The following is a 16337-nucleotide window of genomic DNA, read 5'->3' as shown; positions in this document are numbered from 1 at the left end:
GTTCAATTGGAAATTATCTATTTACCAGGACGCAGCTTACGTACTGCTGCACCTGCCTGCCACATTTCGCTGTCGCGCAGTTCTTTCAGTTCTGCGTCCAGTTTTTCGCGGTAGTCAGGCGTGCTGTTGGAAGCAATAGAGCGGGCAGCTTCTTTACCTGCGGCCACGCTGGCATACAGGTCTTCAAATACCGGCTGGGTAGCTTCCTTGAATTTCTTCCACCAGTCCAGTGCACCGCGTTGTGCAGTGGTAGAGCAGTTGGCATACATCCAGTCCATACCGTTTTCTGCTACCAGCGGCATGAGAGACTGGGTGAGCTCTTCTACGGTTTCGTTGAAGGCTTCAGAGGGGGAGTGGCCATTTTTGCGCAGCACTTCGTACTGGGCAGCAAAGATGCCCTGGATACAGCCCATCAGGGTACCACGTTCGCCGGTCAGGTCAGAGTATACTTCTTTCTTGAAGTCAGTTTCAAACAGGTAGCCGGAACCTACACCAATACCAAGTGCCACTACGCGGTCTTTTGCTTTACCGGTGGCATCCTGGAAAATAGCGTAGCTGGAGTTCAGGCCCTGGCCAGCCAGGAACAGGCGGCGCAGGGAAGTACCGGAGCCCTTGGGAGCTACCAGGATCACGTCTACATCGGCCGGGGGCACAATGTTGGTCTGGTCTTTATAAGTGATACCAAAGCCATGGGAGAAGTATAATGCTTTACCAGGCGTCAGGTGTTTTTTCAGTGTGGGCCACAGGGTGATCTGACCAGCATCAGACAGGAGGAACTGGATGATCGTGCCTTTTGCAGCGGCTTCTTCAATCTCGAACAGTGTTTCACCGGGTACCCAGCCATCAGCTACGGCTTTATCCCAGGTTTTGGAATTTTTACGCTGGCCAATGATCACGTTAAAACCATTGTCTTTCAGGTTCAGTGCCTGGCCGGGGCCCTGCACACCATAACCAATGATTGCAATCGTGTCATTTTTCAGCACTTCTCTTGCCTTTTCCATTGGGAATTCTTCCCGGGTGACTACTTGTTCCTGTACGCCTCCAAAATTGATGGTTGCCATGAATTTTTAGTTGTTTAAATGGTTTTAAAATGAGCGGCGGCGTGTGTTTATGTTGAGGCCTGCCGGCTGATCTTAAAAGCTGATGTTAAAAAAAAGGATTTATTGCGTGTATGCGTTTACGTTATAGCTCCGCCTGTTTCAGGGAGAGGTCTTTCAGGTGCTCGTGGAAACGGCGGCTCCATTTCACAATGGCCACGCGCCCGCTCTTGGAGTACTCTATCAGCCCATACGGCTCCAGTTGCTTCAGCATGCTCAAAAGTTCCTGCTGGTGGCCAGTTTTCTCAATCACCACGTAATCTGCGGTGATGGTGAGAATGCGGGCATTGTTATCGCGGATGAGCTGTTCAATGTTGTGGTTATTCAGGTTGCGCGTAGCGATCTTGTACAACGCCAGCTCCTGGTATACCACTTCATCTTCCTCGTGTACAAAGGCACGGTGAATTTCAATGAGCCGCTCTATCTGGCCCACCACCTTGTCCAGCTTTTCGCGGGTAGACAATACGGTGATGATGAATTTATAAACACCCGGTATTTCCGTTTCAGCGGTAGTAAGACTGGTGATATTGATCTGGCGGCGGGTAAAGATCACCGTGATGCGGTTGGTGATCCCAATCCGGTCTTCGGTGTAAACCGTTACTGTATATTCTTTTTGCATAAAGTCAGTGTTGTGAAGTAGTTAATCGTTAACCTTTTCCCTAGTCAAGGCGGATCTCTCCAATACCGGCGCCGGTGGGCACCATCGGGAATACGTTCTCTTCTTTTTCCACCACCACTTCCAGCAGGTAAGCGCCTTTATGCGCCAGCATGGTATCTACCGCAGCGTCAATCTCATCGCGGCTGCTCACCTTTTTGGCCTCCACAAAGAAACCTTTGGCGATCTGTACAAAATCAGGGTTGATCATTTCCGTGGAAGAGTAGCGCTTGTCGAAGAAGAGCTGCTGCCACTGGCGTACCATGCCCAGGAAATTGTTGTTCAGGATCACGATCTTCACACCGATCTGGGACTGGTTGATGGTGCCCAGTTCCTGTAAGGTCATCTGGAAGCAACCATCGCCGATGATGGCCACCACTTCTTTTTCCGGTGCGCCTACTTTAGCGCCCATGGCGGCCGGCAGGGCAAAGCCCATGGTGCCCATACCACCGGATGTGATATTGGTATTCGGATCGCGGAACTGGTAGTAACGGCTTGCCACCATCTGGTGCTGGCCCACATCTGTAACCAGGATCGCCCTGCCTTCCGTTTTTTCGGAAATGCGGCGGATCACTTCCGCCATGGTAAGGCCTCCTGCTTTCGGATGCAGTTCGTTCTGCTGTACCTTTTCATATTCCAGCTTATCCCCTTCCCGGAAAGAAGCCAGCCATTCTTCATGTTTTTCAGCGTTCACCAGCGGCAGCAGGGCTTCCAGCGCGGCTTTTGCATCGGCATGCACCGCAACGTCTGCCTTCACGATCTTGTTGATCTCCGCTGCATCAATCTCAATGTGGATCACCTTTGCCTGGCGGGCGTACTTGCTTACATCACCGGTCACGCGGTCATCAAAGCGCATACCCACAGCAATGAGCACATCGCATTCATTGGTATTGATGTTTGGCGAATAATTGCCGTGCATACCCAGGTAACCCACGTACAGCGGGTGGCTGGTAGGCACCGCGGAAAGGCCCAGCAATGTAGAGGCGATGGGAATGCCGGCTTTCTCTGCCAGCGCTATCAGCGCTTTTTCCGCACCACTCAGCAATACGCCGTGCCCGCACAGGATGTAGGGACGTTTGGCATCGTTGATGGCCAGTGCTGCCGCTGCGATCTGCTCCTGGTTCAGCTCCGGCGTAGGGCTGTAACTGCGGATGTAAGAGCAGGGCTTGTATTCAAAATTAGTAACGGCAAATTGTGCGTTCTTGGTAATATCTACCAGCACCGGGCCGGGACGGCCGCTGCGCGCAATGTAGAATGCCTTGGCAATGGCCGGCGCAATGTCTTCCGGGCGGGTCACCTGTATGTTCCATTTGGTAATGGGCATGGTGATGCCGATAACGTCCGTTTCCTGGAAGGCATCGGTGCCCAGCAAAGCGGCTGCTACCTGGCCGGTGATGCACACCATCGGGGTAGAGTCTACATAGGCATCAGCAATACCGGTTACCAGGTTGGTAGCGCCAGGGCCGCTGGTGGCAAACACCACCCCTACCTTACCGCTGCTGCGGGCATAGCCCTGTGCAGCGTGTGTAGCGCCCTGTTCATGGCGTACCAGGATATGATGTACGGTATCCTGGAAATCATAGAGGGCATCGTAAATGGGCATAATAGCACCACCGGGGTAACCAAAAATGGTATCTACCCCTTCTGCCACCAGTGAGCGGATCACCGCTTCTGCACCGGTTATATTTTCAGCAACGGCTGGTGCCGATGCCGTTGTTTTAGGCTTCGTCGGTAACACATCCTTCTGTTGCATCTTTTACGGATTTAGCATATTTAAATAAAACTCCTTTCGATACTTTCAGCGCAGGCGCCGTCCATTGAGCGCGGCGTGCAGCCAGTTCAGCATCAGAGAGCAATACGTTCATGGTGTTATTCACGGCATCGATTTCAATAATGTCATCGTCTTTCACCAGTGCAATGCCACCGCCTTCAAATGCTTCGGGTACAATGTGGCCTACTACAAAGCCGTGTGTACCGCCTGAGAAACGTCCGTCGGTGATCAATGCCACGCTCTTGCCCAATCCTGCCCCGATGATAGCGGAGGTAGGTTTCAGCATTTCCGGCATGCCCGGGGCACCCTTTGGGCCCACGTAGCGAATGACGACGACATCTCCGGCTTTTACACGGCCGCTCTGGATACCGGCTATCAGTTCAAACTCTCCATCAAACACACGGGCGGGGCCTTTAAAGCGCTCACCCTCTTTACCGGTGATCTTCGCCACAGAACCCTTTGTGGCCAGGTTGCCATACAGCATTTGTATATGCCCGTTTATCTTCAGCGGCTGTTCTACCGGAACGATAATATGCTGGGCTTCGAAATCGATGTCCTTTACGTCTTCCAGGTTTTCTGCAATGGTCTTGCCGGTTACCGTGAGGCAATCACCATGCAGGTAGCCTTTCTTCAGCAGGTACTTCATTACCATGGGCACCCCCCCTGCGTTGTGCAGGTCTTCCATCAGGTATTTACCGGAAGGCTTCAGGTCTGCCAGCAGCGGGGTACGGTCGCTGATGTCCTGGAAATCTTTCAGGGTGAACTGGATGTCCACAGACTTGGCAATGGCAATGAGGTGCAGCACCGCGTTGGTACTACCGCCCAGGGCAATCACTACCGTGAAGGCATTCTCAAACGCCTTGCGGGTCATGATGTCGCGGGGCTTAATATCTTTTTCCAGCAGCAGGCGGATGTATTTGCCTGCGGCAAGGCATTCGTCTTTTTTGGCCTGGCTCAGCGCAGGGTTGGAAGAGCTGTAGGGCAGGCTCATACCCATGGCCTCAATCGCAGCGCTCATGGTATTGGCAGTGTACATACCACCGCAGGCGCCGGCGCCGGGGCAGGCATGCTGTACAATGCCTTTAAAATCTGCTTCATCCAGGTTGCCCGCCAGTTTCTGGCCCAGGGCTTCAAAAGCAGAGATGATGTTGAGGTCCTGGCCCTTGTATTTGCCAGGGGCAATGCTGCCACCGTATACCATCAGGGATGGGCGGTTCAGGCGGCCCATGGCCATGAGGGAGCCCGGCATGTTCTTATCGCAGCCGGGGATGGTGATCACCCCATCATAGTACTGGCCTCCGCAAATGGTTTCAATAGAGTCAGCGATCACGTCACGGCTCACCAGGGAATAGCGCATACCCTCTGTACCATTGGCCATGCCATCGCTTACGCCAATGGTATAGAAACGCAGGCCTACCAGGTCATTGGCCCATACCCCTTCCTTCACAATATCCGCCAGCCCGTTCAGGTGCATATTACAGGTGTTGCCATCGTATCCCATGGCGGCAATACCCACCTGTGCTTTCTTCAGGTCTTCTTCCGTAAATCCCAGTCCGTAGAACATAGCCTGTGTAGCAGGCTGCGTCGGGTCTTGTGTCAGTAGTTTGCTATACTTATTGAGTTCCATTTGCTGTTTATTTCAGGTACCAAATTACCCGGCAATGCCGGTTAGGTCAAATCGGATATTTTACCATTCCCGGCATTCAAAACCGGGCATTTTTTGCGGAAATAAGCCATGGTGGCTCATTTCAGGTATGCTATTTTACGGGATTCAAGGGGTGTTTCCTATTTCCGGGTTTTCATTTCCGGGAAAACAGGGAGGTCATAAGTGCCGGCGCCCGGTATTTCTTCCTGCCGGCGGGCCGGTATTGGAAAAGGAAGTCCCTGTTTCATCTCATCACAAGATCAAACGCACAAAACAAAATTCCGGACGGAGGTAAATTTTAGTGTTCCCGGTTACACCTTGCCGCATGGACGTTATGGAACCAGGAAAACCAGTTGATAGTTATTACGACGTAAGAAGAACGTCCGTGTTATCGGGAAATTCCGGCCGGCGGGCAGCACGCCTTAACGGCAATGCATACACCGCCGGCCGGGTGGTTATACAACCGCAGCGGATTTGGGCTGGTACTTTTCAGTGAATTCCTGTTCCAGCACGCGGGCCTTGTAAGCCTTCTGCAGGTATTTACCCAGGGAGTCTGCCCAGGGCTTGGCAAAACCCTGGCCGTCCAGGGAATCCCAGCCTACTACTTCAGCAGCGGTACCGCAGTAGAACACGCTGTCTGCAGTGCGCAGCTCTTCGATGGTAAACAGTTTTTCTTCGATGGGGATGTTCAGTTCTTTGCAGAGCTCAATAACGGTGGCGCGGGTAATGCCGGGGAGGATGTTGCCGGGAGGAGGCGTGAAGATCTTGCCGTCTTTTTCAAAGAAGACGTTGGCACCGGGGCCTTCTGCTACGTAGCCGTTCATGTCCAGCAGCAGCGCTTCGTCATAGCCTTTTTCCTTTGCTTCCTGGGAGGCCAGGATAGAGTTTACATACAGGCCGGCAGATTTGGATTCGATCTTGAATGCTTTCGGGTTCGGGCGCTGGTAAGACGATGTGGCTACACGCAGCAGTTTTTCACCCAGGTAAGCACCCCATTCCCATGCGCAGATCAGTACTTCCGTTTCAGAGGCCGCTTTCAGCGTCATGTTAGGCGGGCAGAAGGCCAGCGGACGGATGTAAGCTTCTTCCATGTTGTTACGGCGGAGCACTTCGTAACAGGCTTCGATCAGTTCATCGTTATTGAACGGGTACGGGATGTGTATCAGTTCGCAGGAGCGCTTAAAACGGTCAAAGTGTTCCTTTGCCTTGAAGATCTTAACTTCTCCCTTTGCGGTTTTGTAAGCGCGGATGCCTTCAAAAACTGCATAGCCATAATGCAGTGACTGGCCATAGAGATCGGTGCTTGCTTCGGTCGCTTTCAGATACTGACCATTTAGATACAGGATGGTGTTTTGGTCGTAATAACTATACATATTTATTCAGGTTGTTGTTTGCGAATGAAATTACAGGCATAAAAAAAACCTTCCTCGGTGGGAGGAAGGTTTGTCTATATCGTTGATATGAGTACACGGTGACCTATCCTCCAAATTGGTGGCGAATAATGACAATGACTATCACAACGAGGCTTATAGCCCAGTTTAATTCGGGAACGATGTGATTGAGTTTTATATTGTCTTTATTTACCCACATAGGAGGCATCGCATTTCACGACTTCTACAAAAGTATAGCCCGTTAGAATAAAAAACAATAACCTTTTAAATGTTTAGATAAATATCAAATAACCGGGATTTTCTTTCGATTATTTAAAATTCATCGGCTTTTACTGCCTATCTTTTAACAAAAACGCAGTTTTATTTCCAAAGGTTGGAAGGATATTCGCCGGCGGCTACCAGTGCATGGAGGCTGGCCTGTACGCCGGGCGCATCTTCTTTGTAGGTAACACCAAACCATTGCGCGCTGGTGGGAAGGATCTTCACTACGCCCTTGCCATGAATGAAGTTATCTATCACGATGGGGATAAAAAATTCCGATTTGGGCTCCTGTCCTTTTTCCTGCAGGAAGCTTTTGAACAGCTCCTGGCTCAGGGGGAACACGGAAGGCGCAAAGCCCCAGAAGTTCATGGACACGGGTGTTTTATCGCCCAGGGGATGCTTGCCGGTAGCGTCTTCATACACGATCTGCTCACCGTCCTTGTACACCTTGGTACGCTCGTTAATGGCGGCCAGGTTGCCTTTGCCATCATCCGCACATACCCCGCGCGATACGGAGCCATGCTCACTGATGGTCTTGCCCAGTTCATACCCTGCTACGCTGTACACATCGTCCTTGCAGCCATCCTGCAGGAATTTCGCCATTTTCTCAAAAGAGTCGCGGCCATAAAAATCATCTGCATTGATCACGGCAAAAGGCTCATTGATAGCGTCTTTTGCGCAAAGGATGGCGTGGGCGGTGCCCCAGGGCTTGGTACGGTCTGCCGGCATAGTATAGCCATCCAGGTAGGCATCCATTTCCTGGAATACATAAGCCGTTTCTACCCGGCCCTTGAGCTTGGGCTCAAAAATATCTTTGAAATCCTGTTCGAAGTCCTTGCGTATAATGAAGACGATCTTACCAAAACCTGCGCGGATGGCATCGTAAATAGAGTAATCAATGATAGTTTCTCCGCCGGGGCCAAATTGCTGGATCTGTTTGAGGCTACCATAACGGCTGGCCATACCAGCGGCGAGGATCAGTAAAGTAGGCTTTTGCATTGTGTGTTGTTGACAGTTTACGAGGTTCAATCATTCCCGGTAATACCGGGGGCTAAATTAAAGGATTAAATTGGTTTTGTTGCCACGCGCCGGCGGTCTGGCAGCTGCCGGAAGTAGCGGCGCAATGGCGGTTTGTGCTTTATCAAACACCTTGCCTGAAAGCGCTGCTAAACCCTTTTAGCCATGCAAGCCTTGCCCAGCCTACATCTGAGCCCGCTATTCAAAGCCGCAGTGGCACCGCAGTTCCTGCTGGTTTAAGAAAAGATTATTTTTGCCGCGGCCTGGATTTTTTTTTCCACATAAAACATTGAACTACAAGCGTTCATCATACGCTTATTCTGTGATGATCTTACCGGAAATACCCATACTACCCATTAGTAAAGTGCAGCCAGACTGGCTACCGGCGGGCCTTTGCGCAGATATGCTCCGGCTGGACCAGTTGCATGCCGCCATTTCCGGCAATAAGTGGTATAAGCTGAAACGCAACCTGGAAGCGGCTTTGGCCGGAGGCAAAACCGGCCTGCTCACCTTTGGCGGTGCCTGGAGCAACCACCTGGCGGCCACCGCTGCTGCCTGCCACGCAACAGGCCTCCGCAGCATAGGCGTGGTGCGGGGGGAAAGGCCCGCCACGCTGAGCCTTACCCTGCAACAGGCCCAGGCCCATGGGATGGAACTGCAATTCATTTCCCGGGAAGCTTACCGTACCGTAAACCCGGCAGAGTGGGGTGCCCGTTTCCCGGAATATTTCGTGGTGCCGGAGGGCGGCCATAATGCGCTGGGCGCCCTGGGCTGCGAGGATATTCTAAAAAGCGCCCCGGGCCTGGATGCCTACACCCACCTCCTTTGCGCCGGCGGCACCGGCACTACGCTGGCAGGTCTCATTAACAGCGCAGCGCCCGGGCAAACCGTCATAGGCATCCCGGTGCTGAAGCAGGCGGAGTGGATGGAGGCCTCCATCCGGGAACTGCTGCGGCCGCGGCATACACCGGTAGCGTGGCAACTGCATTACCAGTTTCACCAGGGTGGTTATGCGAAGACCTCCCCTGCCCTCTTTGCATTCATGAATGATTTCCATGCACAAACGGGCATTCCCCTGGATATAATTTATACCGGTAAAATGGGGATGGCCTTCCGCGGGCTGGCCCTGGGCGGGCACTTCCAGGCAGGCAGCCGTATATTGCTCCTGCACACGGGCGGCCTGCAGGGCAATCTTTCCCTGCCTCCCGGCGTTCTTTCATTCCACTGACACCACACTGGAACCATCGCTGCCGGCAGAGACCGGAAATACCCGGTTTCTCACATTATTTTGCACGGCCGGGTGTTATTGATTAATGAACTGTAATTGTATTTTTGCGACCGTATGAAGCAATTAGCGAGATTAGCCTTATTAACCAGCATGATGTTCTTCATCCTGCTCACCGGCAAAGCACAACAAGACGATACTCCCTCAGGCCCTACACCACCGGTGTTGCCTAACTTTTCCGCCCTCATTAAAACCGGCAAGATCCAGCTGGACTGGCTTTCGGGGTTCAGCAACGTGAAAGAGATCGGCATCCAGCGCTCCCTGGATAGTGTGCTGAACTTTTATACCATTGGCTACGCCAGTGAGCCGGCCTCCATGCGCAATGCCTACCTGGATAACAAACCCCTGCCCGGCAGTAACTATTACCGCCTGTTCATCCTGCTGAAGAGTGGCCGTTATTTTTTCTCCAACGTAGTGCTGGCCGTGGCGGATAGCACTATCAATGCGTCGGACAAGCTCACCGCGCCGGATGTAGGCCCGCCCCCGGTAGCAGGTGGTGTGCAGAAGGCCCCGCAAACCAATGCGAGCCGCCCGCCGCTGGCTACGGTGACGCCCAAGGTAGAGGAAAAACCGGTGTGGAAGCCATCGAACTATATCTACACTACGGCGGATGGCAATGTGAACATTAAACTGCCGGATGCAGCGAGCAAGCAATACATGATCAAATTCTTTGAGCCGAATGGTACCTTCCTGTTTGATATCCCGAAGATCACGGAACCATCACTGATCCTGGAGAAAGCGATCTTCCTGCATGCGGGGTGGTTTGCGTTTGAGTTGTATGAGGGTGGAAATCTGAAAGAGAAATGGACGTTGTTTATCCCGTTGAACTATAAGAACTGAATAGGTGCGGCCACGGTTTCGTGGCCGCATTTTTTGGGCCTGTTCACCATTACATAGCCTGGCATTGCCTGCAGCAAAACGCCGGCGCAGGCATTCACCTGCAACATTTTTACCCCACCATCTCCGCTTCAAACACCTCCCCTATAAATTTCACCAACAGCGCCTGTACCCCGGCCATGGGCACTTCCCGGCCCAGTTCCTGCTGCAGGGAAGTCACGGCCTTATCGGTGATGCCGCAGGGCACAATATTGCTGAAATAGCGCATGTCGGTATTCACATTCAGGGCCAGGCCATGCATGGTTACCCAACGGCTGCAGCGCACGCCCATGGCGCAGATCTTACGTGCGCGGGGGGTGCCTACGTCCAGCCATACGCCGGTTTCGCCGGCGGATCGCTCGCCGGCCAGGCCGTAGTGGCCCAGGGTACGGATCACGGCTTCTTCGAGGAAACGCAGGTACTTGCCAATGTCGGTGAAGAACTGCTCCAGGTCCAGGATGGGGTAAGCCACCAGCTGGCCGGGGCCGTGGAAGGTAATGTCGCCACCACGGTTGGTCTTTACGTATTGGATATGGCCTTCGGCCAGTTGGGCCTCGCTGATAAGCAGGTTGCTTTCATGGCCGCTCTTGCCCAGGGTGTACACCGGCGGGTGCTCTACCAGCAGCAACTGGTGAACCGGTAAAGTAGCGCCGGCTTCGCCGGATGCCATGGCCCGCTTGGCGGTGACGGCCTGCAGCAACAACTGCTCCTGCAGGTCCCACGCGGGCTGGTAATCGATGCTTCCTAAATTCCTGACTACGATCTTATTCATATGAAACGCCACAAATTTACGTCTTCCCGCTAAAGTTCTACCTTTGCAAAAATTTAATACATGAAGGACGGCCACTACGAGCTGGATGATGAACTGGAAAATGATGCCGACACGGAGTCGGAAGGGGAAGTCGTGTTTGAGCGGCTGAACTTTACGGTAGACAAAGGCCAGGAACCCATCCGCATCGACAAGTTCCTGCAGGCCCGCATAGAGAACGCTACCCGCAATAAGATACAACAGGGCATTGATAATGAGATGGTACTGGTCAATAACAAGCCGGTAAAATCCAATTACAAGATCCGCCCCCAGGACCATATCATCGTGTTCTCCAACAAAGACCCGGAGAACCAGGAGATCCTGCCGGAAAATATTCCCCTGCCCATCGTGTACGAGGATGAGGACGTGCTGATCATAGACAAGAAACCCGGTATGGTGGTACATCCCGGCTGTGGCAATTACACCGGCACCCTGGTGAATGGCCTGGCCTATTACCTGGGCGAAGACAAGACCTCCCCCATTCCCATGAACGCGCGTTTTGGGCTGGTACACCGCATTGACAAGAACACCAGCGGCCTGCTGGTGGTGGCCAAGAATGAAAAGGCCATGAGCGACCTGGCCAAACAATTTGCTGACCACACTGTGCAACGGCGTTATATAGCCCTGGTATGGGGCGATTTTGAGGAGGATGAAGGCACCGTGGTGGCGCACGTGGGCCGGCACCAGCGCTTCCGCAAGATCATGGATGCCTACCCGGAGGGCGATTTTGGCAAAGAGGCCATCACCCACTACAGGGTGCTGGAACGATTCAATTACGTGACCATGATAGAGTGCCGCCTGGAAACCGGCCGCACCCACCAGATCCGCGTGCACATGCAACACATCGGCCACTCCCTGTTCAATGATGATACCTACGGGGGCAACCGTATCCTGAAAGGTACCATCTTCAATAAATACAAACAGTTTGTAGACAACTGCTTTGAAATAATGCCCCGCCACGCCCTGCACGCCCGCACCCTGGGCTTTGTGCACCCGCGCACCAAGCAGTTCGTGCATTTTGAAAGCGCCGTGCCGGATGATTTTACACAGGTGGTGGAACGCTGGAGAAGGTACATTGCCGCCAGGCCCCTGGATACGAACGGATAGGCGTTCCCGCCCGGGCCTTTGATGCGCCACCAGGGCAATACATGCTCCCGCAAAACAATGGAGGCGGAAAAACTTCCGCCTCCATTGTTAAAACCAAAAAAAATTATGACAAATATTAAAACACCGGTTAAAAAAAGAAAGCAACAGGGCTAGCTCCTACCCTTCGCCCTATTGCCTCTGTGGGCAGCCATGGTTGCCCATGACCACTACCATCAAAACTACCAAGCTCACCCCAGCCAAAAGCTAATAAGATGTTAACAGTGGCAAATAGCGGCCTTTTAAGATGTTTTGTCACATTATGTGAATATAAAATCTGTTAAAAAAGTAATATATATCCACCGATTTGGACTACCTTACGGTTCCATAACCATTTCTACAGAAAGGCCTGATGATGCATCACCCTGTCAAACCACTATTGCTGCTACTGCTGCTGCTCGTAAGCGTTCCTATCCCGGCGCTGGCAACGGATCACAGCAGTACACACCACAACACCCGTCGCATTGACGATCCCTTTAGCTTTAGCACCACCTGCTATGGCGACTCCGTACGCTTTACCATCACCGATACCTCCACCATCACCGCTGTGGTGTGGGACTTTGGCGATGCAGCCTCCGGCACCGCCAATACCAGCACGCTTAAAAGGCCCTACCATACTTTTTCCGGCACCGGTACTTTTTCCGTAACGCTCACGGCCACCCACGGCGCCACGCAAACTGTGACCCAGCAGGACATCACCATTGTAATGCCGGTAAACACGCCGCCACTGGGCCCGCAGGACCTTACCTTGTGCGAAGGCACTCCCTACACGCTCACTGCGCCCTCCGTGCCCGGTGCCACCTACCAATGGCAGGATACGGTGACCACCACGCCCACTTACAACGTCACCAAAGCAGGCACATACTGGGTAAAGATCAATGGCTGCCGGGACCCGGACTCTGTAAACATCTTCTTTTCCAAAATACCGGTGAACTTCGGCATTGGCACCGATGAAACCCTCTGCCCCGGCCAAAGCATGTACCTGGATGCCACGGTGAACAATGCTACTTATGAGTGGTACAAAGACACGCCCGGCGCCCCGGTGATCGCCACCACGCCTTCTATCAATGTAAACACCACCGGCCATTATTATGTAAAGGCCACGGTACAGGGTTGCGGTGATTATACGGCCGATGCCACCATCACCATAGCACCCGGCCCTCCCGTACCCGCCGGTAGCTTCCTGGGGCCGGACACCATGTTGTGCCCCGGTGAAACCCGCACCTTCACCGCCAGCCTGCCCGGGGCCAGCCGCTGGCGCTGGAACACCGGCGCTACCCGGCCTACCATCACCGTATCCAATACCGGCACCTACAGCGTATTTGTAGACATTCCCGCCCCGCTGGGCGGCTCCTGCAGCGTGATAGACAGCGCCAAGGTGGGCAACTACGTGATCGGTAAGCTGGACCTGGGAAGTGATACCACCATCTGCAAAGGCAATACCCTGGTGCTTTCCGCTGATCGCGGGATAGGCACCTACCTGTGGCAGGATGGCTCCCAGCAGGCGGTGTATTACGTAACGGAACCGGGCTACTATTTCGTGGAAGCAAAAATAGCCCGGTGCATCCCCCTGCATGATACGATCAAAGTGAACATTGACGATACGCTGCGCATTAAACTGCCGCTGGATACCATGCTGTGTAATGGAGAAGTACTGCAACTGGTACCCCGCGGTGCCGGCGCCAGTTACAAGTGGCAGGACAGCAGCACGGTGAGCACTTTCACGGTAAATAAAGCCGGCATTTATGCAGCCGTGGCAACCAACACCTGCGGGCGCTCCGTGGATTCTGTTACGGTGTATTACCAGAACTGCGATTGCCAGGTGATACTGCCCAGCGGCTTCTCTCCCAATAACGATGGGCATAACGACCGCTTCTTCCCCGTGTACCGCTGCCCTATTACGGAGTATTCACTGAGCGTGTACAACCGCTGGGGAAACCGGGTGTTCTATGCCAACGATCCAGGCGTGGGCTGGAATGGCCTGCTGGACGGTAAACTGGCGCCTGTAGGGGCTTACGCCTGGGTGTTGCAATACCGCAACCCGCAAACCGGCCTGATGGTAACCAAGACCGGCAGTGTGGCACTGATCTACTGATTAAAAATTACCGGATACTAAAACGGCCCTTCGCATGTTACGTGCGTAAGGGCCGTTTCCCGTTATAGAGCGGATTGACCATCCATAAGTGTTAATTACAGTCTGCCGGGCGCTGCCCGCTGCCAGCCGCTTTTGCTGCCGGTATCATATCAAGATCCGCATTGAGCACCATAGTGCGCAAATCGGGTGGTGGCTGCACGGCCTGCATCAGCACGTACAATTCCATATCGTGCAGGCAGGACTCTACAGCACTGAGCACTTCCCCTGAATATTGCATGGCGGCTTCCACTTGCTGTATCTCCTCCTCTGTTGCCAGCCCGCTTGCATACATCTCAATAATTCCGGATGAGATGAATTGTTTTACGTCCACGCTTCAAAATTTATAAACGTTCTTCCTCGCAACACGTCATTGTGCTGCGTATGCCTTTTTGAAATGGGTAATGGGTGAATAAGTCCTTGTTGGCAATTAAGTGTTGATCAATTGAGGACGAAACTGGTTCTTAATGTTGTTGGCATGTTTATGTACGGCAAGGCGTAAGCGCTGGTTTTTAAAGGTTTTGTTAACGCGCCGCCTGAAAAAACGCATTCGAGGGCACTTTTTGTACTCAATAAATTGATAAACAATTATTTATATGCTGCAAAATGATCGCAGCAGCGCCTGGTACAACGTTGGAAAAAGATAAAGCGGAAAACAGTTAAACCGCATCGCCGGCAAGCCCTGCATAAAAAAAGGCCTGCAGTTTTTCACTGCGGGCCTTGCTATGTTTAACAGGTAAGATCGTATTTATCAACCGCCTACTTTGCCCATCACAAACATCTGGGTCAGCGTGGGACTGTCTGCACCGCCTGCTTTTTCCAGTGTTACGGCAAAGGCCTGTGCACCGCTGACCTGTTTCATTTTCTGGAGGCCTTTCGCCAGGTCGCCCACGCTGAACACACCTGCACTTACTGGTTTGCCACCTACAATGGCCCACAGCTGGTACTGCTTATCTGCAGCGGGTACCGGCAGGTTTTGCGACAGCAGGTATACTTCCTGTGACTTCGCATTCCAGTAGATGGTGGCGATATTACCTTCATGACCTTTTACGCCCGGCATCCTGATAGCCTGGTAGTCCGGGTTGCGCATGAGGGCCAGTTCGTCTTCGGATTGCTGGAGTTTGGTCTGGTAAGTTTCATGGGCCTTGGTCAGGTTGGCCTGGGCCAGGAGCAATTCATCGTACTTGCCTTTAACAACCGTGTAATTGTTGAAATACACGTAGTTCATGGCAAGGCTGCCCATGAGTAAAATAAGGCACGCTACAGCCGCAACACGCCACCTGGCATCTACCAGGTTGTGCACCGGGGCGCCATTTTCACTGGCATCCGGCTGGGATGAATTGGGCATAGGGGTCACCGGGGTTTGGTGATCAACGGTGGAGGCGCCATTGCCATTGGCGGTGGCATTGCCTTCCGCAGCAATGATGGCCATAATACTGGCCTTCACGGAGGGCGGGGGCACTACGGCACGCAGTCCTACATACAGCTCCATATCCTGCCGGCAGGCTTCCACCTGGGCACGCACCTCGGGATACTGGGCCATGGTAGCTTCCACTTCCTTTGCATCAGCGCTGGGAAGCAGTCCTACAACATAGCTTTCAATAATGCCCGATGATATGTAACGCTGTACATCCACTGGTTATACGATTTTGTTTCTATGAGTTTTTTAAAATGTTCCGCAGTTGTATAATAGCGTTCCGCATCCTCGTTTTCACGGTGCCCAGTGGTATGTCCAATACTTTTGCGATTTCTTCCTGGGTACAACCTTTGTAATAGGCCAGGTCAATGATCACACGTTGATCTTTATTGAGCTTTTCCAGCACTTTCACGAGGCCGATATGATCCACGGCCTGTGATACTGCCAGGTGATTGGTGTAAAAATGGATATCATCGCCAATGTCCTGCACCTTTTGCTCCAGTTTATGGGCTTTGGAGCGCAGGGCGTCAATGGCGGTATTCCGGGTTATGTTCAGCATCCAGGTAAACAAACGCCCTTTCTCTTCATCATAACGGTCAATGCTACGCCATATTTTGAGGAAAACTTCCTGCAATACATCGGCGGCTGAATTTTCGTCGTTCAGCACTTTCAGGGCTACGCCAAACAGCGCAGGGGAATAATGATCGTAGAGGTAACCAAATACCTTCTCATCCCGGGCTTTGAGGCCATGGACCAGTTCAGCTTCAGTGTATGTGAGAGTGGAGCCCAAAATAGGTATGGAGGTTAATTAGAATACTATCCTAAAGTAAACCAACTAAT

The 16337-nt window shown here is 52.7% G+C and carries 14 protein-coding genes; 4 read left to right on the top strand and 10 right to left on the bottom strand.

Annotated features, from left to right (window positions below; all coding sequences use genetic code 11):
- Nucleotides 1-17: 17 nt before the first annotated feature.
- The 6 genes from ilvC to DCC81_RS12730 all read right to left on the bottom strand — a co-directional run bounded on the left by ilvC (nucleotide 18) and on the right by DCC81_RS12730 (nucleotide 7819).
- Nucleotides 18-1061: a ketol-acid reductoisomerase gene (gene ilvC, locus DCC81_RS12755; RefSeq protein ID WP_108687009.1), complete on the bottom strand. Its 1044-nt coding sequence runs from the start codon at nucleotides 1059-1061 to the stop codon at nucleotides 18-20.
- 121 nt (nucleotides 1062-1182) lie between these two features.
- Nucleotides 1183-1716 carry an acetolactate synthase small subunit gene (gene ilvN, locus DCC81_RS12750; RefSeq protein WP_108687008.1) on the bottom strand — a complete coding sequence of 178 codons (534 nt, stop codon included), beginning with the start codon at nucleotides 1714-1716 and terminating at the stop codon, nucleotides 1183-1185.
- A gap of 40 nt (nucleotides 1717-1756) precedes the next feature.
- Nucleotides 1757-3505 carry a biosynthetic-type acetolactate synthase large subunit gene (gene ilvB, locus DCC81_RS12745; protein WP_108687007.1) on the bottom strand — a complete coding sequence of 583 codons (1749 nt, stop codon included), beginning with the start codon at nucleotides 3503-3505 and terminating at the stop codon, nucleotides 1757-1759.
- Nucleotides 3471-5150, bottom strand: coding sequence for a dihydroxy-acid dehydratase (gene ilvD, locus DCC81_RS12740; protein ID WP_108687006.1), 1680 nt, complete (start codon nucleotides 5148-5150; stop codon nucleotides 3471-3473). The genes ilvB and ilvD overlap by 35 nt, the downstream gene beginning before the upstream one ends.
- 473 nt (nucleotides 5151-5623) lie before the next feature.
- Nucleotides 5624-6541: a branched-chain amino acid transaminase gene (locus tag DCC81_RS12735; RefSeq protein WP_108687005.1), complete on the bottom strand. Its 918-nt coding sequence runs from the start codon at nucleotides 6539-6541 to the stop codon at nucleotides 5624-5626.
- A 378-nt stretch (nucleotides 6542-6919) separates the two neighbouring features.
- Nucleotides 6920-7819: a sugar phosphate nucleotidyltransferase gene (locus DCC81_RS12730; protein ID WP_108687004.1), complete on the bottom strand. Its 900-nt coding sequence runs from the start codon at nucleotides 7817-7819 to the stop codon at nucleotides 6920-6922.
- A 343-nt stretch (nucleotides 7820-8162) separates the two neighbouring features.
- Between DCC81_RS12730 and DCC81_RS12725 the strand changes: the two genes are divergently transcribed.
- Nucleotides 8163-9065 (top strand): 1-aminocyclopropane-1-carboxylate deaminase/D-cysteine desulfhydrase, encoded by a 903-nt coding sequence (locus DCC81_RS12725; protein WP_240613024.1) that lies wholly within the window; start codon nucleotides 8163-8165, stop codon nucleotides 9063-9065.
- 150 nt (nucleotides 9066-9215) lie between these two features.
- Nucleotides 9216-9962: a hypothetical protein gene (locus DCC81_RS12720; protein WP_108687002.1), complete on the top strand. Its 747-nt coding sequence runs from the start codon at nucleotides 9216-9218 to the stop codon at nucleotides 9960-9962.
- Nucleotides 9963-10071: 109 nt separating this feature from the next.
- On the opposite strand, the gene lipB is transcribed toward DCC81_RS12720, so the two are convergent.
- A complete protein-coding gene (lipB, locus tag DCC81_RS12715; protein ID WP_108687001.1) occupies nucleotides 10072-10770 on the bottom strand; it encodes a lipoyl(octanoyl) transferase LipB in 699 nt (232 codons plus the stop codon).
- Nucleotides 10771-10830: 60 nt separating this feature from the next.
- Here lipB and DCC81_RS12710 point away from each other — a divergent pair, with 60 nt between their 5' ends.
- The gene (locus DCC81_RS12710; RefSeq protein ID WP_108687000.1) at nucleotides 10831-11913 is read left to right on the top strand and encodes an RluA family pseudouridine synthase; all 1083 of its coding nucleotides are present in this window, start codon (nucleotides 10831-10833) and stop codon (nucleotides 11911-11913) included.
- A gap of 388 nt (nucleotides 11914-12301) precedes the next feature.
- Nucleotides 12302-14044 carry a T9SS type B sorting domain-containing protein gene (locus DCC81_RS12705; protein ID WP_108686999.1) on the top strand — a complete coding sequence of 581 codons (1743 nt, stop codon included), beginning with the start codon at nucleotides 12302-12304 and terminating at the stop codon, nucleotides 14042-14044.
- Nucleotides 14045-14135: 91 nt separating this feature from the next.
- On the opposite strand, the gene DCC81_RS12700 is transcribed toward DCC81_RS12705, so the two are convergent.
- From DCC81_RS12700 to DCC81_RS12690, 3 genes are all read right to left on the bottom strand, one after another.
- Nucleotides 14136-14414, bottom strand: a complete 279-nt coding sequence (locus DCC81_RS12700) for a hypothetical protein (RefSeq protein ID WP_133177649.1) — start codon at nucleotides 14412-14414, stop codon at nucleotides 14136-14138.
- Between the two features lie 417 nt (nucleotides 14415-14831).
- Complete coding sequence (locus tag DCC81_RS12695; RefSeq protein ID WP_108686997.1) at nucleotides 14832-15716, bottom strand: anti-sigma factor; 885 nt, start codon at nucleotides 15714-15716, stop codon at nucleotides 14832-14834.
- Nucleotides 15717-15735: 19 nt separating this feature from the next.
- Complete coding sequence (locus DCC81_RS12690) at nucleotides 15736-16287, bottom strand: RNA polymerase sigma factor (protein ID WP_108686996.1); 552 nt, start codon at nucleotides 16285-16287, stop codon at nucleotides 15736-15738.
- Between the last annotated feature and the right edge of the window lie 50 nt (nucleotides 16288-16337).

It is taken from the genome of Chitinophaga parva, assembly GCF_003071345.1.
In the GTDB taxonomy this organism is placed as follows: Bacteria; Bacteroidota; Bacteroidia; order Chitinophagales; family Chitinophagaceae; genus Chitinophaga; species Chitinophaga parva.
This window is presented reverse-complemented; position numbering and strand designations above follow the sequence as displayed.